Source organism: Pseudomonas sp. GM48 (genome assembly GCF_000282335.1).
Taxonomy (GTDB): Bacteria; Pseudomonadota; Gammaproteobacteria; order Pseudomonadales; family Pseudomonadaceae; genus Aquipseudomonas.
Window position 1 is genome coordinate 1 of sequence record NZ_AKJM01000138.1, and the last position, 17,620, is coordinate 17,620.

Sequence of the window (17,620 nt, forward strand, 5' to 3'; positions counted from 1 at the left end):
ACGTACCGCAATGACTGATTTTACGACCGCTTCGCAGCCGAACGCAGCCTCGCGGGCTCGGCAGCTGCTACAGATCGCATTAGCGCTTAACTGACTGGCATTAGGGGCTTGCGGTCGGATCGACTGATCCACGACACTGTCCAACCTGCATGAAGCAATTATTTCGTTGTGGAGGCTGCCGTCATGGCCCACGAACTTTATACCCGCACCAATCAGAAGATTTATTTCGCCGGCTTGTCGCTGGAAGCACTGGCTCGCACTGAAGAGGGTCGGGCGATGAATTCGCTGGCGCTGATCCAGGCTGGACGCGAATCCGCGCTGTTTCACCTGTACGGTGCTCTGTTGGGGTTGTGTCACGAAATTGCCGGTTTCTATCGCTTGCCTCAGGCCAATGCGCCCCGTGCGGAGTTGTTGCTGACTCGTGAGGTACTGGAAACCGTCGCTATTCCGGAAATGGCTGAGCTGGTTGAGTTGGCCAATAACCCGGAAACCTGGCTGGCCAAGCTGTTGGCTGCTCATGCCGCGTTGTTTCAGCCGCCACGGGCGCCGCACAAGCCGAAGGGGGATGTGACCCAGCCACTGATTCAGGCTGTAAATCTGGATGAGGAGGACGCGCCGGAGGAGTTGAGCCGGGAGGAGCTGGAGAGTTGGCGTCAAAACCTGAAAGGATTGGCGATACGCTTTCGCGAAGGCCTGAACGAGTGCTGACAGAAACAGTTTTGGGATGACATCTGGTCAAGATCCCAAGCGAAGCCGGCGCGATGCCTATATAATCCCCGCCTTTCGTGGAGAACAGTCCTTTATGCCAACGTCCTTTCTAGAAATTGTCGAGTTACCAGACGGCCGTATCGAGCTGCGCAGGGCCGAGGACGAGGGTTCTCTGGTTACTTTGGATTTCTCCGAGGACGCCAAGGCATTCCTGCAAGGGCAGCACGTGGAAGTCGCCAAGGCGATGTTGAGCGTGGGTGTTCAGATGGCGGGTCGCCTGGTTGAAGGCGAATTCGACAAGGATGAGGGGCCGCGGGTTCTTCATTGATCCCCGTTTGTCGTTTTTCTTGATATCGCTACTCATCGGCTTCTCTGTCCCTGGAGAAGCCTCACGCGGTGAGACACGCGTTTTGTCTTTCAGTTAACCCAGTCGAATGTTCAGGCTCTGAGCGTCTCCGGTGCGGGCGGCGCTGATCAGTTGTTGTCGCGATTGCGGGCTCAGTGGGTTGATCCAACTGACCACCGTGTGGCTACGACCCAGGCGCAGAGCTTCGCAGGTCAGTTGTTGGGCGCTCTGGGTGCCCCGCGGTTGCAGCAATAGAATGCGTTCACGGTTGAGGCCGGCATCTCGCAACCAGGCTTGGGTCAGGCTGGCGGGTGGTGCGATCAGTGTCAGCCAGCGTGCGTCCTGGTCCTGGCTCAATTCCCGAAGGATCGGTGCCAGAAGGCTCAGGCAGTTCCCGGCAGCACCACGCAGTGACAGCTCGCTGAAAACGTCAGGTTCGGCGCTCCAGGGGGACTCGACTACGTCTTTCAGGATCGGCGCCAATGGCTGTGCCATGAACGCTTCGAACAACGGCAGTTGGGTTTGCTGTGGTGATGTCTGTGGGAACTGCATGATGCCTCCTTTAGCGGCGAATGACGCCGACACTCAAGCCTTCGATCACCAGTTCCTGATCTTGAAGGTTCACTTCAATAGGGGCGAACTCGGGGTTCTCGGCAATCAGCCAGACTTTGCTGCCGTCGCGCTTGAAACGCTTGACGGTCACTTCGTCGCCGATTCGCGCAACCACGATCTGGCCGTTACGGGCTTCACGGGTGGTGTGGACGGCCAACAGGTCGCCGTCGAAAATGCCGACATCCTTCATGCTCATCCCGTGGACGCGCAGCAGGTAGTCGGCGCGCGGATGGAAGAAGGCAGGATTGATGTTGCAGGACTCTTCGATGTGTTGCTGCGCAAGAATCGGGGCGCCGGCTGCGACCCGGCCAATGATCGGCAGGGTGGAATCGTCGGCCTTGGCTTCGAAGCCGGGGATGCGAATGCCACGGGAGGCGCCAGGCGTCATCTCGATTGCGCCCTTGCGGGCCAGTGCCTTGAGGTGTTCTTCCGCCGCATTGGGTGACTTGAAGCCCAGTTCCTGAGCGATTTCCGCACGGGTGGGTGGGTATCCGTTGTCTTCCAGGCAGCGTTTGATGAAAGCCAGAATCTCTGCTTGTCGTGGCGTCAGCTTTAGCATTTTGATCGCTCTGTTTTTTTATACAGTGACTGGGATTATATACAGTGAGACGGTCTTGGCAATGCTCCATTTTTCAGTGGCCGCCGGACGGTCAATCAGTCAGTGGATTGAAGCTTCACCGTTGTGTGGTTAAATGTCTGACCGACCATTCCCGAAACGAACTGCCAGGCTTGACAAGGCACAGGCTGAAACGTATGTTTCAAACAAGTGTTTGTCAGGCGGAGTAGCCATGGCCCAGTCGGAAACCGTTGAACGCATTCTTGATGCTGCCGAGCAGTTGTTCGCGGAAAAAGGTTTCGCCGAAACCTCGTTGCGTCTGATCACCAGCAAGGCTGGTGTCAATCTGGCGGCGGTGAACTATCACTTCGGATCGAAGAAGGCATTGATTCAAGCGGTTTTCTCGCGTTTCCTGGGGCCGTTCTGCATCAGTCTCGATAAAGAGCTGGAGCGGCGTCAGGCCAAGCCCGATATCAAGCCGACTCTTGAAGAGTTGCTGGAAATCCTTGTCGAGCAGGCACTGGTGGTGCAGCCGCGCAGCGGCAACGATCTGTCTATCTTCATGCGTTTGCTGGGACTGGCGTTCAGTCAGAGCCAGGGGCACTTGCGTCGCTATCTGGAAGACATGTACGGCAAGGTGTTCCGTCGCTACATGATGCTGGTCAATGAAGCGGCGCCGCGTATACCGCCCATCGAACTGTTCTGGCGCGTGCACTTCATGCTGGGTGCTGCGGCGTTCAGTATGTCCGGTATCAAGGCCTTGCGTGCGATTGCTGAAACCGACTTCGGCGTGAACACCTCCATTGAGCAAGTCATGCGTCTGATGGTGCCATTCCTCGCTGCCGGCATGCGTGCCGAGACTGGCGTGACTGATGCGGCCATGGCCACTGCCCAGTTGCGTCCGCGTAGCAAGTCGACCCCGGTTGCCGCCAAGGTATAACCGCACATGGGTGGGCGCGGCAGCTGACATCCGCTAAGCTAGCCGCCCATGCCGACTCTCGTTCTGAACCCGTTTCCCATTGATATCGCCAAACTGCCGGGCCTTGCCCTTGGCGGCGTATTCGTGCAGGGCGGGTTTTCTGTTATCAAGGAATATCTATGACTGCTGGCTTGCAAGGCTCGTTGATGGTGGACGTCGCCGGTACCTGGCTGACGGCTGAAGATCGCCAATTGTTGCGCCAACCCGAAGTGGGCGGCCTGATCATCTTTGCCCGCAACATCGAGCATCCACGCCAGGTGCGTGAATTGAGTGCGGCAATCCGCGCCATCCGTCCCGATTTGTTGTTGGCTGTGGATCAGGAGGGCGGCCGCGTGCAGCGCCTTCGCCAGGGTTTCGTGCGCTTGCCCGCCATGCGCGCCATTGCCGACAACCCGAACGCCGAATACCTGGCAGAGCAGTGTGGCTGGATCATGGCGACCGAAGTGCTGGCCGTTGGCCTGGACCTGAGTTTCGCCCCGGTGCTCGACCTCGATTACCAACGCAGCGCTGTAGTGGGTACCCGTTCGTTCGAGGGTGACCCGGAGCGTGCCGCCCGATTGGCCGGTGCATTCATCCGCGGGATGAACAGCGCAGGCATGGCGGCCACCGGCAAGCACTTCCCGGGTCATGGCTGGGCCGAAGCGGATTCCCACGTCGCGATCCCGAATGATGAGCGCAGTCTCGATGAGATCCGCGCCAACGACCTGGTGCCGTTTGCCAGGTTGAGCAAGCAACTCGCCGCGATCATGCCGGCCCATGTGATCTATCCACAAGTCGATACCCAGCCGGCCGGTTTTTCCCGTCGCTGGTTGCAGGATATTTTGCGTGGCGAACTGCAATTCGACGGGGTGATTTTCAGCGATGACCTGTCCATGGCCGGCGCTCACGTGGTCGGCGATGCCGCGAGTCGAATAGAAGCGGCGCTGACTGCCGGTTGCGACATGGGGCTTGTTTGCAACGACCGTGCGGCTGCCGAGCTTGCCCTGAGTGCTACCCAGCGTCTGAAGGTCAAGCCATCCGGGCGGATTGCGCGGATGCGCGGTCAGTCGTTCGCCAATACCGAATACCGTCAGGACCCGCGCTGGCTCACCGCTGTCGGCGCGCTCAAAGAAGCTCAATTGATTGATTAAGGACTGTTCGTTATGACGGTTTACGCGATTATCGGTGGCACTGGCCTGACTCAACTCGAAGGCTTGAGCATTCGTCAGTCACTGGCAGTGGACACGCCTTATGGCGCACCTTCGGCCGAAGTTCAGATCGGCGAGTATGCCGGCAAGGAAGTGCTTTTCCTCGCGCGTCACGGTCATCCGCATCGTTTTCCGCCGCATCAGGTCAACTACCGCGCCAACCTCTGGGCACTGAAGCAGGCCGGTGCCGAAGCCATCCTGGCGGTCAACGCCGTGGGCGGCATTCATGCTGCCATGGGGACCGGGCATTTCTGCGTGCCGCATCAGTTGATCGACTACACCAGTGGTCGTGAGCACACCTACTTTGCCGATGACCTGGAACACGTCACCCATATCGACTTCAGCTACCCCTACAGCGAACCCTTGCGTCAGCAACTGATCGCGGCGTTGGCGGCAGAGGGTGTGGGCTACAGCAGTCATGGTGTGTATGCGTGCACTCAAGGACCGCGCCTGGAGACAGTGGCTGAAATCGCTCGACTGGAGCGCGACGGCTGCGACATTGTCGGAATGACCGGCATGCCGGAAGCGGCCCTGGCTCGCGAACTGGAGCTGGATTACGCCTGTCTGGCGCTGGTGGTGAACCCGGCGGCGGGCAAGTCGACGGCGGTAATCACCATGGCCGAGATCGAGCAAGCATTGCATGACGGGATGGGCAAGGTGAAGTCAACGTTGGCGCGGGTGCTCAAGGGCTGAGTCAGCCTTGGCACCGGGTTGCTCCTTTTGCGGGCAAGTCGGCTCGCCGCACGAACGGCGAACCCCAAGGCGCCAGTGCCACCGGGTCGATCAGCGTCAGGCTGCGCAGTAGTCGCAAAATCAGAGTTCGCGGTACGTCAGAGAGATCGTGCAAGCCGGATTGACGACTGCTGCGCAGCCGGACGCAGGCTACGCCAGCTGCTACGAGGAAGGCGTAGCGGGTTCGCCTAACTGATCGACTGACGAAACGCATTCCGATGTGGGAGCGGGCTTGCTCGCGAAGGCAATCTGACATTCAACATTGATAGTGACTGGCGCGACCTTTTCGCGAGCAAGCCCGCAGGGGAGCAGTGATGCCTGAAGATTACTCGCCGCGATAGATGCAACCGCTGGTGCAGGTTTCATGGATGCGAATCGCACTAAGCTCCGGCAACAAAGGCTTCATCTCATTCCAGATAAACTTGGCCAACACTTCACTGGTCGGATTCTCCAACCCGGGAATGTCATTCAAATAGTTATGGTCGAGGCGCTCGTACAGCGGCTTGAAGATCGCCTTGATTTCCGAGAAGTCGCGGATCCAGCCGGTGTGCGGGTCGAGGTCGCCGCTCAGGTGGATTGCCACTTTGAACGAGTGACCGTGCAGGCGCCCGCACTTGTGGCCTTCCGGGACGTGGGGCAGGCGGTGGGCGGATTCGAAAGTAAATTCCTTGAAGATTTCCACAGTGATTTCAGCTCTGTTCAGGTGGCGTTCGCCGCAGCGATTCGGGCAGGTGGCGAGTTTAACAGTTTGTCCTGACTAAAGGGTCAGCAAGCGCTCGCCGAGACGACCGTTGGCGGCCAGTTCGAGGAATTCGTCGCCCAGGCGGCGACTTTCATCCATCGTCGTGCGCCAGTATTTCTGCCGGCTCGGGGCGTTGCCCATGAAGCGCTTGAAGTCGTTACGGTCCGGTAGTTTGCCGTAGGGCAGGCGTGCCAGGTATTCCTTCGACGGTGCCAGCAGCAGCACATTTTGCAAGCGTGTCGGGCAGGCGCGGCGCCACGGCAGGGTCTTGTCGAACCAGCCGGGAATCACCCGGTCGGTGAAATGCGGGTAAAGCACGATGTCGTTGCCGCTGTAAGGCAGGTCCAGGTGATAGTCCAGCAGACCGCCGTCGCGATAGGTACCGGCGCCGGCACCCGGCAGGTCGCGCACGCCCTCCATCACCATCGGAATCGAACCCGAAGCCAGCAAGGCCTGGCGCAAATTGCCGGAACTGAGGGCGACGAAGCGAGACGGGAAGTCATTCAAGGAGTCGACCGGCGGCGCCAGGCGCGGGTCGTGGATGATCAGGCGTTCGAAATGCCGTGCCAGCCGCGCCCGGCCGCGCAGATTGTCGGCGATGACCGATGACAGCCCCAGCCCCAGGCGTCCGCGATGATCGTCGGCCAGCAGGCCGTGGCTTTTGACCACCATGATGTTCAGGCGGTAATCGCTGTTGCCGAGGATCGAGGCATCGCGACCGTCGAGCAGGTCGTTGAGCATGCGCTGTGAGCTCTGGCTGATCTGCGCCATGGTCACGCCCTTGGCAAAGTTCTGCTCGGTGTACAGCTGCCCGAGACGCCGGATGCCCTCGGCGGCGTCTGGCAGGCAGGCGCTGGCGAAGCGCCAGGAACCCACCGATGCGCCAATCAGCGAGCGTTTCCGTGGTGCCGCCGGCAGCCACTCGCCGAACAGCGCCAGGTCCAGACCCTGAATTCCCAATGCCTTCGGGCCGCCGGCTGCACCGGGCAGGGTGCCGACATCGGCGGCGTTCAAGCCGCTCTCACGGATGCGCGCAAAAGCACGCGGACCGGCCTTGAGGGTCAGGGAAGGGAACTTGATGTGGATGGCGGTCATACCGGTCTCGATGTGTGGCAAGCGCAAGGATTATACGCAACCCCTGTGGGAGCGGGCTTGCTCGCGAAAGCGGTGTGTCATTGAGCATTGAACTGGCTGACATGACGCCTTCGCGAGCAAGCCCGCTCCCACAGGGGATTGCGCTGTCAGCCGTGATGGCCATTCAGTTTCAATTAAGTTGATCCGGTTAAGGTGTCGCCCACACCCGGTAACCTGGCCCGCACGAAGCGCTGAGATTGCGCCACGCTGGTACCATTGTGCCTTTCGAGACACTCAATGCCAGCGCGGTGGCCAGGCATCCGGGTTCCACCGTCAGTGAGTCCGGGCTGCTACCTGTACAAAGTAGAGCTGCGCGATCCTCAGGGCATCGACTGGGACGCGGAATTAGACGCTGTCAGCGGGCAGTTTCTCAAGGATCATCAGGATTGGTAATGAAGGTGTTTTTGCTCAATCGATGCACCGGCGGGCGGATGGCGCTGGTGCTTCTGGCATTTTGCTCGGCAGTGATGGCCCGTGACCTGGATCAGGATGAAGCCCTGCGCCTGCGTCAACAAGGTGTGATCCTGCCGCTGGAGCAACTGCTGCAGCAGGCAATGGATCGCTACCCCGGCGCGAAACTGCTGGAAGCCGAGCTCGAAGAAAAACACGACGTCTACTTTTATGAAGTCGAGCTGCTGAGCCCTGAGGGCGTGGTCCGCGAGCTGGGCATCGATGCCACCACCGGCCGTTTACTCAAAGACAAGGAAGATTGATCCATGCGTTTGCTTCTGGTGGAAGACCATGTGCCCCTGGCCGATGAACTGCTGGCCGGTCTCAACCGCCAGGGTTACGCAGTGGACTGGCTGGCCGACGGTCGCGACGCAGTACATCAGGGCAGTACTGAGCCTTATGACCTGATCATCCTCGACCTCGGTTTGCCGGGCGTGCCGGGGCTTGAGGTGCTGGCGCAATGGCGCGCGGCGGGTCTGGCCGCGCCGGTGCTGATCCTGACGGCCCGTGGTTCCTGGGCCGAACGCATCGAAGGCCTCAAGGCTGGCGCCGACGATTACCTGACCAAGCCATTCCATCCCGAAGAACTGCATTTGCGCATCCAGGCGTTGCTGCGCCGCTCCCATGGCCAGGTCAACCAGCCGACGCTCCAGGCCGCCGGGCTGCATCTGGATGAAGGTCGCCAGTGTGTTGCCCGCGACGGTGCGGACATTCAGCTGACGGCTGCAGAGTTTCGCCTGTTGCGTTATTTCATGTTGCACCCTGAGCAGATCCTCTCCAAAAGCCACCTCGCCGAACACCTCTACGACGGTGAAACCGAGCGTGATTCCAATGTGCTGGAAGTCCACGTCAACCACTTGCGGCGCAAACTCGGCAAAAGCGTGATCGAAACCCGTCGTGGCCAGGGCTACCTGTTCGGCGGGCAAACCCGGTGAGATCGATCCAGCGCCGCCTGAGCCTGGGCCTGATCAGCGTGATGCTGGTCGTTGGCCTGGTGCTGGCGCAAACCAGCCTGTGGCTGTTCGAAATGGGTTTGCAGCGCTACCTCGAAGCCGGGTTGCGCAATGACAGCGAGAGCCTGCTGGCGGCGCTGGTGCGCGGTCCGCAAGGCTTGCAACTGGATGAACGACGCCTGTCACCGGCCTATCAGCGACCGTTTTCCGGGCACTATTTCCGCATCGATTTTGCTGACGGGCATTGGCGTTCCCGTTCGTTATGGGATCAGGAACTGCCGACGCTCGATCACCCCGGCCTGCACGGCAACCTGCAACTGGGGCCGGAAGGGCAACAGTTGCTGGTGCTGCGTACGGACTATCGGCGTTTGGGGCTGCCGATCTCCATCAGTGTCGCCGAGGATTACACGCCGATACGCGAGAGCTTCCGGCGTATGCAACAGGTTGGGTTGGGCCTCGGGTTGACAGGGCTGCTGCTGATTCTGTTGTTGCAACGGATCACCGTGCGCCGCGCCTTGCGCCCGCTGGAACAGGCGCGCGAACAGATCGCGCAGTTGCAACAGGGCCAGCGCTCGCAACTCGATGATCAGGTGCCGGTGGAACTGGAGCCACTGGTGGCGCAGATCAACCACTTGCTGGCCCACACCGAAGACAGCCTCAAGCGTTCGCGCAACGCCTTGGGCAATCTCGGCCATGCCCTGAAGACACCGCTGGCGGTGTTGTTGAGCCTGGCCTCAAGTGAGCAGCTTGAGGCCCACCCGCAACTGCGCAAAGTCCTCAAGGAACAACTGCAACAGGTCGAGCAACGGCTCAATCGCGAACTCAATCGCGCACGCTTGTCCGGCGATGCACTGCCGGGCGCACTGTTCGATTGCGACGCCGAACTGCCGGGATTGCTGGCAACCTTGAACATGATCCACGGCGAACACCTGGCGCTAAGCTACCGCGCTCCGGCCGGTTTGCAGTTGCCCTGGGATCGCGAAGACCTGCTGGAACTGCTGGGCAATTTGCTCGACAACGCCTGCAAATGGGCGGACGCCGAAATCCGGCTGAGTGTTGTCGAGACCGCCGGGGGATTCGAACTCAGCGTTGAGGACGACGGCCCGGGCATCCCCGAAGACCGCCGTGATCAGGTGTTCAGCCGAGGTACGCGGCTGGATGAGCAAAGAGACGGGCATGGCCTGGGACTGGGTATCGTTCGGGACATCGTTGATACCTGGGGTGGCAAGTTATCGCTGCTGGAGAGCGAGTGGGGCGGGTTGAAAGTCGTCATCGAATTACCCAAACACTGAGATCCATTGTGGGAGCGGGCTTGCTCGCGAAGGCGGAGCGTCAGTCGATAAAAATGTCTGCTGACACTCCGCCTTCGCGAGCAAGCCCGCTCCCACAGGGGGTTCACTGATTGGCTGGCAGGTCTCAGGTGTGATGAATCTCCCGATCCTTGGTTTCCGGCATGAAGAAAATACCCAGCACGGCCGTCATCACCGCGATGACGATCGGATACCACAGCCCGTAGTAGATATCCCCCGTGGCCGCCACCATGGCGAACGCCACCGTCGGCAGGAAGCCGCCGAACCAGCCGTTGCCAATGTGGTAGGGCAACGACATCGAGGTGTAGCGGATGCGCGCCGGGAACAATTCCACCAACCACGCGGCAATCGGGCCGTAGACCATGGTCACGTAGACCACCAGGATCGTCAGCAGCAGCAACACCATCGGGTAGTTGGTCTTGGCCGGGTCGGCCTTCTCGGGGTACCCGGCCTCCTTGAGGGCGGTGGCGAGCGCGGCGGTAAAGGCGTCGTTTTTGGCCTTGAAGTCGGCGGCCGGCATGCCGGTGCCCTCGAAGCTCTCGAGCACTTTCTCGCCGATGCGGACTTGCGCAACGGCGCCCGGCTCGGCGTTCACGTTCTTGTAGGGGATGGCCCTTTTGGCCAGCACGGTCTTGGCCAGGTCACAGGAACTGGTGAATTTGGCCTTGCCCACCGGGTCGAACTGGAACGAGCACTGGCCAGGATTGGCGATTACCGAGACCGGGTTTTTCTCCTGTGCAATGAACACGTCGGGGTTACCGTATTGGGTCAACGCATGGAAGATCGGGAAGTAAGTCAGTGCCGCGATAATGCAGCCGGCCATGATGATGCCTTTGCGACCGATGCGGTCGGACAGGCTGCCGAACAGGACAAAGAACGGTGTGCCGATCAGCAGCGAGCCGGCAATCAGCAAGTTGGCGGTCTGCGGGTCGATTTTCAGCGTCTGCAGCAGGAAGAACAGCGCATAGAATTGCCCGGTGTACCAGACCACGGCCTGGCCGGCGGTGCCACCGAGCAGGGCCATGATCACGATCTTGAGGTTGTCCCAACGTGCGAAGGATTCGGTCAACGGTGCCTTGGAGGACTTGCCTTCGGCTTTCATTCTCTGGAACACCGGCGACTCGCTGAGCTGCAGGCGGATGTACACCGAGACAATCAACAACAGGATCGACAGCAGGAATGGAATCCGCCAGCCCCAGGCCTCGAAGGCTTCAGTGCCCAGCACGGTACGGCAGGCGAGGATCACCAGCAGTGACAGAAACAGGCCGAGGGTGGCTGTCGTCTGAATCCACGAGGTGAAGTAGCCGCGTTTGCCCTTGGGCGCATGTTCGGCCACATAGGTCGCTGCGCCGCCATACTCACCGCCCAGCGCCAGGCCTTGCAGCAGGCGCAGGCTGATCAGAATGATCGGCGCGGCTACGCCGATGGTCGCGTAGCCCGGCAGCAAACCCACCACGGCCGTGGAGACGCCCATGATCACGATGGTGATGAGGAAGGTGTGTTTGCGCCCGATCATGTCGCCCAGCCGACCGAACACGATGGCGCCGAAGGGCCGAACGGCGAAGCCTGCGGCGAAGGCGAGCAGGGCGAAGATGAAGGAAGTCGTTTCGTTGACACCGGCGAAGAAGTGCTTGGCGATGATCGCCGCAAGGGAGCCGTACAGGTAAAAGTCGTACCATTCGAACACGGTGCCCAGGGATGAGGCGAAGATGACCTTGCGCTCCTCCCTGGTGATCCCGTGGTGGGGCGCGCTGCCCGTGGTTGCATTGTCGATTGCTGCCATGAGTTTTCTCCGTCTTGCTCTTGTTGTAGGCCGGAGTTCCCACTAACACTTACCCTACCCAGGCCCTGGGACTGATGTCATCGGATTACGGGTCTTGCATACAGGTTGACGCCTTGAAACGTTGCAAGGTTCCTAGAAGCATAATCACGATCCCGCAGATATCCACTCGCCATCACTTCATTGAGCGGGGCGCAGAAATAAATGTGGGAGCGGGCTTGCTCGCGAATGCGGTGCATCAGTCAGCAAAGATTGCGTCTGACACACTGCATTCGCGAGCAAGCCCGCTCCCACAAGGGCTCCGCGCCGCTTAAACGCGGAACTGATCCATCAGACTCTGCTGCTGGTTCGCCAGGCTATTGAGCGACTGGCTGACCCGCGCCGATTCATTCGCCTGGCCCGACAGCGACTCGGTCACATCGCGAATGGTCGCCACGTTGTTGTTGATCTCCTCGGCCACTGCGCTTTGCTCTTCGGCGGCGCTGGCGATCTGCATGTTCATGTCGTTGATCACGGTCACCGCGTCACCGATCTGGCGCAGTGCCGTCACGGCCTGGCCAACCTGTTCGACACTGCCCTGGGCCTGACGATGGCTGTTGTTCATCGAACCCACCACATCCTGGGTACCGCTTTGCAGTTGTTCGATCACCAGGCGGGTTTCTTCGACAGACTCCTGGGTACGCCGCGCCAGGTTGCGCACTTCATCGGCGACCACGGCGAATCCACGCCCGGCTTCACCGGCACGGGCCGCTTCGATCGCGGCGTTGAGGGCCAGCAGGTTGGTCTGCTCGGCAATCGCACGGATCACTTCCAGCACGGTGCCGATTTGCTCGCTGTTGGCTGCCAGGCCTTCGACCTGGACCATGGCCGCGCTCATGTCGGCGGCGAGATTATCGATGCTGGCGGTGGTGCGGTTGATCACGGTCAGACCCTGTCGGGTCGCCTGATCGGCATCCCGCGCAGCATGGGCCGCTTGCGCGGCGCTGCGGGCGACATCCTGGGCCGTGGCGCTCATTTCATGGGACGCGGTCGCCACCTGATCGACCTGCCGATATTGTTGCTCCATGCCGGCGCTGGTCTGGGTGGCAATGGCGGACGACTGATCTGCCGTGCTGCGGGCGTCCTGCACCGAGCGTTTCACTTCGGCAATGATCGGTTGCAGCTTGTCGAGGAAACGGTTGAACCAGCCGGCCAACTGGCCCAGTTCATCTTTCTTGTCGTAGGCCAGGCGACGGGTCAGGTCACCTTCGCCGCTGGCGATGTCTTCGAGCATGTGCGCCACGCCGAGGATCGGTTTGGTCACACTGCGGGCCATCAGCCACACCAGCATGAGGCCAAGCAGCGCGGCGAGTACCCCCAGGCCGAGCTCGACCAGCGTACCGGCGGTGTTGCTGTCATCCAGTTGCTTTTTCAGGGCTTCGGCCGGGCCGACCAGGACCTTCTCCGGCACGTCGAGCAACACCCCCCAGGACTTGCCGCCGGGAATCGGCTGGAACGGAGCCAGCACTTTCAGTTGCTGATTGCTGTTCAGGCTGGTGGTTTTGCTGCTGGCAGCGAGCATGCGCAGCAGTTCGGCACCGCTGGCCTTGTCCACGGCATCCAGGCGCTGGCTGAGTTTGCTGGCGTCCGGGCTGTAGCCGGCGAGCAAACCGGCCGGGCTGATGATGCTGACGCTGGTCTGGCCGTCATAGAGTTTCTTGCTCGCGCCCAGACTGACCGCTTGCAGGCTGTTGAGGTTGATGTCCACCGACAGCGAGGCGATGACTTTGCCGTTGACCATCAGCGGGAAAACGATGCTGGTCATCAGCACGTTCTGGCCGTCGATCTCATAGAAGTAGGGTTCGATCACGCACGGCTTGAGCGTGCTGCGCGGGCAGGTGAACCAGGCGTTGGCCGCTTCGCCGCTGGGGCCGGTGCTGGTGTCGGCCATGTCCTTTTCCGGCAGCGCCATGGACGTCACTTTGCCCGGCGTCGGCTGCGACCAGTACAGGGCGAAACGGCCCTTTTCGTTGCTGCCCAGTTCGGCTTGGCCGGTGAACAGTTCGTCCTTGCCGTCCAGCCCATTGGGTTCGAACACCAGGGACAGGCCGAGCAGCTCCGGGTTGGCTTGCAGGGCTGACTTGACCTGGCGGGTCAGGTCTTCGCGCAGGTCGAAGGCATCGAGAAAACGCTTCTCGGCCTGTTCACGCAGGAACAACACCTGCCGCGAGAAGCCGTGGCCGTACTGATAGGCGTCCATGAACTGCTGGCGAATCCCCAGTGCCTGGTTTTCGCCCTGGGACTCGATCCGCGCCTGAGCCGCTTCGGTCAGCATCTCCATGCTCGAGGCTTTCACCAGCTCGGAACTGTGCTCCATGCGGTACAGCGAAAGACCCACCAGCAGGGTCACGATGCCCGCCAGGCAGAGCCCGGCCAGCAGGGTGATTTTCCATTGAATGGAAAGTTGTCTGAGCGACATGGAGACGTCCTTATTCGATAAATATCTGAGGCTTTGCACTGTAGCGGCCGGGATCAGGTTTTCTTTATTCAACCGTTCAAATAAGACTGCTGCAGTTTTTTGTGGCGAGGGAGCTTGCTCCCGCTGGGGCGCGAAGCGGCCCCGGCATTCATCCAGATAAGCCCGATTAATAGAGCTTGCGATTGCTGCGCAATCGAGCGGGAGCAAGCTCCCTCGCCACAGGTCATCACACGCCGTTACATATCCTTAGGGCGCGGGTGCTTTGACACCGCGCCCACTCTGCGGCACAGTGCGCGCCCTCTAATAAAACCCATTCCTTTATCCGCTGGCGGCTCACGCAGACTGCCGGCCGGACTCTTTTCGCTTGCCCAGAGGTAAAGACAATGAATGCAGTAATTGCCGCGGTTGGCATCATGCTGATCCTCAGCCTGTCCCGCGTGCATGTGGTAATCGCCCTGATCGTCGGTGCGCTGGTGGGTGGCTTGACCGGTGGCCTGGGCATCGACGCGACCCTCAAGGCCTTCAACAGTGGTCTCGGTGGTGGGGCGACGGTGGCGTTGTCCTACGCCTTGCTCGGTGCTTTCGCCGTGGCCATTGCCAAGTCCGGCATGGCCCACGCCCTTGCCGACAAGGCGCTGGCGATGGTCGACCGCCAGCACGCCAACGGTGGCGGGCAGGTCAAATGGCTGTTGATCGGGTTACTGTGGGTGGTGGCCATCGCCTCGCAGAACATCCTGCCGATTCATATCGCCTTTATTCCGTTGCTGGTGCCGCCACTTCTATATGTGCTGACCAAGCTGCAACTGGACCGTCGACTGATCGCCTGTGTGATGACCTTCGGCCTGATCACGCCGTACATGTTCCTGCCGGTGGGCTTCGGCAACATCTTCCTGAATGAGATCCTGCTGGCCAACGTCGCCCGCAGCGGTGTGGACATCAGCGGCATTAATGTGACCCACGCCATGGGCATCCCGGCCCTGGGCATGGTGGCGGGCCTGCTGATCGCGTTTGTCAGCTACCGCAAGAAGCGGGTCTACGACCTGGCAAGGATCGAACAGGTCGAGCAAGTGGCGGTGCAATACAACCCGCTTAGCCTGATGGTGGCCGGCGTGGCCATCGCGGCGGCGTTCATTATTCAGTTGTTGCTGGATTCGATGATTATCGGTGCACTGGCCGGTTTCCTGATTTTTTCGGTGTCGGGCATCGTCAAATGGCGTGACACCGACGACCTGTTCACCGAAGGCATGAAAATGATGGCGATGATCGGTTTCATCATGATCGCAGCCTCCGGGTTTGCCGAAGTGATGAAGGCCACCGGTGAGGTGCAGACGCTGGTCGAGTCGTCGGCGTCGTACATCGATCACAGCAAGGGCATCGGCGCCTTGCTGATGTTGCTGGTGGGGTTGTTGGTGACCATGGGCATCGGCTCTTCGTTCTCCACTGTGCCGATTCTGGCGGCCATTTTCGTGCCGCTGTGCGTGCAACTGGGCTTCAGCCCGTTGGCGATCGTATGCATCGTCGGCACGGCAGGAGCCCTGGGCGACGCCGGTTCGCCGGCTTCGGACTCGACCCTGGGCCCGACCTCCGGCCTGAACATCGACGGCCAGCACCATCACATCTGGGACACTGTGGTCCCGACTTTCCTGCACTACAACCTGCCGCTGCTGGTGTTTGGCTGGGCGGCGGCGATGGTCCTATAACCCCGAAATCCCTGTGGGAGCGGGCTTGCTCGCGAAGGCGGCGTGTCAGACAACATTTATAGTGACTGACACTCCCTCTTCGCGAGCAAGCCCGCTCCCACAAGGGATCTACAGTGGTCCGACTGACCGCGTTCAACTTTTGCCCCGGCGTGCCGTTAAAGCTTTTACCCACGCCAATAAAATAAAAAGAGTGAACGTCATGCGCATGAGCCTCAAGGCCAAAGTCCTGTCCCTTGCCGTCCTCCCGGTGTTGCTGTTTGCGCTGGTCATCAGCCTGACCACGCTGTTCATTCTGCAGGAACAGGCCCGCAATGAAGTCGAGCAAACCCGCGAGCGTTTGCTCAGCGATGCCAAGGCAACCCTGCAAAGCTACGTGGCGGTGGCCATGACCACGATCAAGCCGCTTTACGACGCGGCCGCCCCTGGCGACGTGGCAGCGCGGGCCCAGGTGATCAAGCTGCTGTCGAGCATCACCTATGGCAAGGACGGTTATTTCTTCGGCTACGACTCCAACACCGTGCGCCTGTTCAAGGCCAATAGCCCGGAAGGCGTGGGCCAGAGCTTCAAGGACAACCGCGACCCGAACGGTGTCTACGTCAACCGCGACCTGGTGAAAGTCGCCAGGGACGGTACGCACTATCTGCAATACAGCTCGCCCTTGCCCGGCAACACCCAGGTACTGGTGCCCAAGCTCGGTTACACCGAATACCTGCCGAAATGGGACATGGCCTTCGGCACCTCGGTCAACCTCGACGGCATCGAGGCGCAAGTGGCCGTGGTCGAAGCCAAGGTCCAGGAGCGCATGCAAGGCATGGTGCTGAGTATCGTCGGTGTGGCGGTCGTGGTGCTGCTGGTGATCGCCGCTGCCGGGATGTTGCTGGCCAACACCATTCTGCGTCCGCTGCATTTGATGAAGACCAACCTCGACGACATCGCGGCAGGCGAGGGTGATCTGACCCGCCGTCTGACCATCACCAGTCAGGACGAGCTGGGCGAGCTGGCTGGCTCGTTCAACCGCTTCGTCGACAAGATCCACGGCCTGGTGCGCCAGATCACCGAAATGACCTCGCAACTGACCGGGCTGGTGAGTCAGGTGTCCGACCAGGCGCATCGCTCGGATCAGGCCATGGAACGTCAGCGCCATGAGACCGATCAGGTGGCTACGGCGATCAACGAAATGTCGGCGGCGGCCCAGGAAGTGGCCAAGAGCGCACAGAATGCCGCGGTGGCTGCCCAGCAGACCGACGAAGAAGGTCAGGCGGCCAAGCGTGTGGTGGCCGGCAGCATCGAGAAGATCCATGCCCTGGTGGACGACATCCGCAACAGCGGCGTGTCCCTGGACAGCCTGCAAAAAGACGTATCGTCGATTGTCAGCGTGCTCGGGGTGATCCGCTCGATTGCCGAGCAGACCAATTTGCTGGCGCTCAACGCGGCCATCGAAGCCGCTCGCGCCGGCGAGGCCGGGCGCGGTTTTGCGGTGGTGGCCGATGAAGTGCGGGCGCTGGCCAGCCGCACGCAAATCAGCACTCAGGAAATCCAGGGCATGATCGACCGCCTGCAGGCGGGCACCCAGTCGGCAGTGGAGGCGATGCGTCGCTCCAGCGAGGCCGGCGACGGTACCTCGGCCCAGGCCAACGAAGCGGGGGCTTCGCTGGACACCATGGCCCAGTTGATCGCGACCATCAATTCGATGAACGCACAGATCGCCAGCGCCGCTGAAGAACAGACCGCCGTGGCTGAAGAGATCAACCGCAGCGTGCATCAGATTGCCGTGGCCGTGGACAACGTCGCCGACGAAACCCAACTCGGTGCGCAAACCTCCCGCAGCCTGGCCGACCTCGGTCAGCGCCTGGGCAGCCTGGTCGGACAGTTCCGTATCTGACAGAACAGAGACAAAACCTGTGGGAGCGGTCTTGCTCGCGAAGAGGGAGTGTCAGTCACGATAGATGTTGTCTGACACACCGCCTTCGCGA

Annotated in this window: 16 protein-coding genes and 3 pseudogenes; 12 read left to right on the forward strand and 7 right to left on the reverse strand. The window is 60.8% G+C overall.

The window, feature by feature from the left end:
* The first annotated feature begins 183 nt into the window (after positions 1-183).
* Complete coding sequence (locus PMI28_RS03790; protein WP_007991402.1) at positions 184-708, forward strand: DUF6586 family protein; 525 nt, start codon at positions 184-186, stop codon at positions 706-708.
* Between the two features lie 94 nt (positions 709-802).
* The gene (locus tag PMI28_RS03785) at positions 803-1,036 is read left to right on the forward strand and encodes a hypothetical protein (RefSeq protein WP_007991404.1); all 234 of its coding nucleotides are present in this window, start codon (positions 803-805) and stop codon (positions 1,034-1,036) included.
* A 93-nt stretch (positions 1,037-1,129) separates the two neighbouring features.
* On the opposite strand, the gene sulA is transcribed toward PMI28_RS03785, so the two are convergent.
* The gene (gene sulA, locus PMI28_RS03780) at positions 1,130-1,606 is read right to left on the reverse strand and encodes an SOS-induced cell division inhibitor SulA (RefSeq protein ID WP_007991406.1); all 477 of its coding nucleotides are present in this window, start codon (positions 1,604-1,606) and stop codon (positions 1,130-1,132) included.
* 10 nt (positions 1,607-1,616) lie between these two features.
* The gene (gene lexA / locus PMI28_RS03775; protein WP_007974043.1) at positions 1,617-2,225 is read right to left on the reverse strand and encodes a transcriptional repressor LexA; all 609 of its coding nucleotides are present in this window, start codon (positions 2,223-2,225) and stop codon (positions 1,617-1,619) included.
* 229 nt (positions 2,226-2,454) lie between these two features.
* On the opposite strand from lexA, the gene PMI28_RS03770 reads away from it, so the two are divergent.
* The 3 genes from PMI28_RS03770 (at position 2,455) to PMI28_RS03760 (ending at position 5,081) form a co-directional block, all read left to right on the forward strand.
* Positions 2,455-3,162 carry a TetR/AcrR family transcriptional regulator gene (locus tag PMI28_RS03770; RefSeq protein WP_007991408.1) on the forward strand — a complete coding sequence of 236 codons (708 nt, stop codon included), beginning with the start codon at positions 2,455-2,457 and terminating at the stop codon, positions 3,160-3,162.
* A gap of 170 nt (positions 3,163-3,332) precedes the next feature.
* A complete protein-coding gene (gene nagZ / locus PMI28_RS03765; protein WP_177318988.1) occupies positions 3,333-4,331 on the forward strand; it encodes a beta-N-acetylhexosaminidase in 999 nt (332 codons plus the stop codon).
* Between the two features lie 12 nt (positions 4,332-4,343).
* Complete coding sequence (locus PMI28_RS03760; protein WP_007991412.1) at positions 4,344-5,081, forward strand: S-methyl-5'-thioinosine phosphorylase; 738 nt, start codon at positions 4,344-4,346, stop codon at positions 5,079-5,081.
* A 364-nt stretch (positions 5,082-5,445) separates the two neighbouring features.
* Here the strand turns inward: PMI28_RS03760 and queD are convergent, their stop codons facing one another.
* Positions 5,446-5,802, reverse strand: coding sequence for a 6-carboxytetrahydropterin synthase QueD (queD, locus tag PMI28_RS03755; protein WP_007991413.1), 357 nt, complete (start codon positions 5,800-5,802; stop codon positions 5,446-5,448).
* A gap of 75 nt (positions 5,803-5,877) precedes the next feature.
* Positions 5,878-6,957, reverse strand: a complete 1,080-nt coding sequence (locus tag PMI28_RS03750; RefSeq protein WP_007991415.1) for a hypothetical protein — start codon at positions 6,955-6,957, stop codon at positions 5,878-5,880.
* A gap of 215 nt (positions 6,958-7,172) precedes the next feature.
* Here PMI28_RS03750 and PMI28_RS31260 point away from each other — a divergent pair.
* The 4 genes and pseudogenes from PMI28_RS31260 to PMI28_RS03735 form a co-directional block, all read left to right on the forward strand.
* Positions 7,173-7,389: pseudogene (locus PMI28_RS31260) on the forward strand (PepSY domain-containing protein); the annotation flags it as partial.
* Positions 7,389-7,709 carry a PepSY domain-containing protein gene (locus PMI28_RS03745; protein ID WP_007991420.1) on the forward strand — a complete coding sequence of 107 codons (321 nt, stop codon included), beginning with the start codon at positions 7,389-7,391 and terminating at the stop codon, positions 7,707-7,709. The pseudogene PMI28_RS31260 and the gene PMI28_RS03745, both read left to right, overlap by 1 nt.
* 3 nt (positions 7,710-7,712) lie before the next feature.
* On the forward strand, positions 7,713-8,381 hold the full coding sequence (locus PMI28_RS03740; protein ID WP_007991422.1) for a response regulator transcription factor: 669 nt from the start codon (positions 7,713-7,715) through the stop codon (positions 8,379-8,381).
* Positions 8,378-9,691, forward strand: a complete 1,314-nt coding sequence (locus PMI28_RS03735; protein WP_007991424.1) for a sensor histidine kinase — start codon at positions 8,378-8,380, stop codon at positions 9,689-9,691. Before PMI28_RS03740 ends, PMI28_RS03735 begins: the two co-directional genes overlap by 4 nt.
* A 124-nt stretch (positions 9,692-9,815) precedes the next feature.
* On the opposite strand, the gene PMI28_RS03730 is transcribed toward PMI28_RS03735, so the two are convergent.
* From PMI28_RS03730 to PMI28_RS31715, 3 genes and pseudogenes are all read right to left on the reverse strand, one after another.
* Positions 9,816-11,492 (reverse strand): MFS transporter, encoded by a 1,677-nt coding sequence (locus PMI28_RS03730; protein WP_007991426.1) that lies wholly within the window; start codon positions 11,490-11,492, stop codon positions 9,816-9,818.
* A gap of 307 nt (positions 11,493-11,799) precedes the next feature.
* Positions 11,800-12,555 (reverse strand): methyl-accepting chemotaxis protein, encoded by a 756-nt coding sequence (locus PMI28_RS31710; RefSeq protein ID WP_443200740.1) that lies wholly within the window; start codon positions 12,553-12,555, stop codon positions 11,800-11,802.
* Positions 12,556-12,657: 102 nt separating this feature from the next.
* Positions 12,658-13,947, reverse strand: a pseudogene (locus PMI28_RS31715) (HAMP domain-containing protein); the annotation flags it as partial.
* 383 nt (positions 13,948-14,330) lie between these two features.
* Between PMI28_RS31715 and PMI28_RS03720 the strand changes: the two are divergent.
* The 3 genes and pseudogenes from PMI28_RS03720 to PMI28_RS31725 all read left to right on the forward strand — a co-directional run bounded on the left by PMI28_RS03720 (position 14,331) and on the right by PMI28_RS31725 (position 17,529).
* Positions 14,331-15,647, forward strand: coding sequence for a Na+/H+ antiporter family protein (locus PMI28_RS03720; RefSeq protein ID WP_007991431.1), 1,317 nt, complete (start codon positions 14,331-14,333; stop codon positions 15,645-15,647).
* Between the two features lie 205 nt (positions 15,648-15,852).
* Positions 15,853-16,671: pseudogene (locus PMI28_RS31720) on the forward strand (cache domain-containing protein); the annotation flags it as partial.
* A gap of 102 nt (positions 16,672-16,773) precedes the next feature.
* Positions 16,774-17,529, forward strand: a complete 756-nt coding sequence (locus PMI28_RS31725) for a methyl-accepting chemotaxis protein (RefSeq protein WP_443200741.1) — start codon at positions 16,774-16,776, stop codon at positions 17,527-17,529.
* Positions 17,530-17,620: the final 91 nt, after the last annotated feature.

Coding starts and splice junctions, on each gene's coding strand:
- PMI28_RS03740 (WP_007991422.1), top strand. CDS start 7,713: ATGCGTTTGCTTCTGGTGGAAGACCATGTGCCCCTGGCCGATGAACTG.
- PMI28_RS03770 (WP_007991408.1), top strand. CDS start 2,455: ATGGCCCAGTCGGAAACCGTTGAACGCATTCTTGATGCTGCCGAGCAG.
- PMI28_RS03730 (WP_007991426.1), bottom strand. CDS start 11,492: ATGGCAGCAATCGACAATGCAACCACGGGCAGCGCGCCCCACCACGGG.
- PMI28_RS31725 (WP_443200741.1), top strand. CDS start 16,774: ATGGAACGTCAGCGCCATGAGACCGATCAGGTGGCTACGGCGATCAAC.
- PMI28_RS03790 (WP_007991402.1), top strand. CDS start 184: ATGGCCCACGAACTTTATACCCGCACCAATCAGAAGATTTATTTCGCC.
- PMI28_RS31710 (WP_443200740.1), bottom strand. CDS start 12,555: ATGGAGCAACAATATCGGCAGGTCGATCAGGTGGCGACCGCGTCCCAT.
- PMI28_RS03750 (WP_007991415.1), bottom strand. CDS start 6,957: ATGACCGCCATCCACATCAAGTTCCCTTCCCTGACCCTCAAGGCCGGT.
- lexA (WP_007974043.1), bottom strand. CDS start 2,225: ATGCTAAAGCTGACGCCACGACAAGCAGAGATTCTGGCTTTCATCAAA.
- PMI28_RS03785 (WP_007991404.1), top strand. CDS start 803: ATGCCAACGTCCTTTCTAGAAATTGTCGAGTTACCAGACGGCCGTATC.
- PMI28_RS03760 (WP_007991412.1), top strand. CDS start 4,344: ATGACGGTTTACGCGATTATCGGTGGCACTGGCCTGACTCAACTCGAA.
- PMI28_RS03745 (WP_007991420.1), top strand. CDS start 7,389: ATGAAGGTGTTTTTGCTCAATCGATGCACCGGCGGGCGGATGGCGCTG.
- sulA (WP_007991406.1), bottom strand. CDS start 1,606: ATGCAGTTCCCACAGACATCACCACAGCAAACCCAACTGCCGTTGTTC.
- PMI28_RS03720 (WP_007991431.1), top strand. CDS start 14,331: ATGAATGCAGTAATTGCCGCGGTTGGCATCATGCTGATCCTCAGCCTG.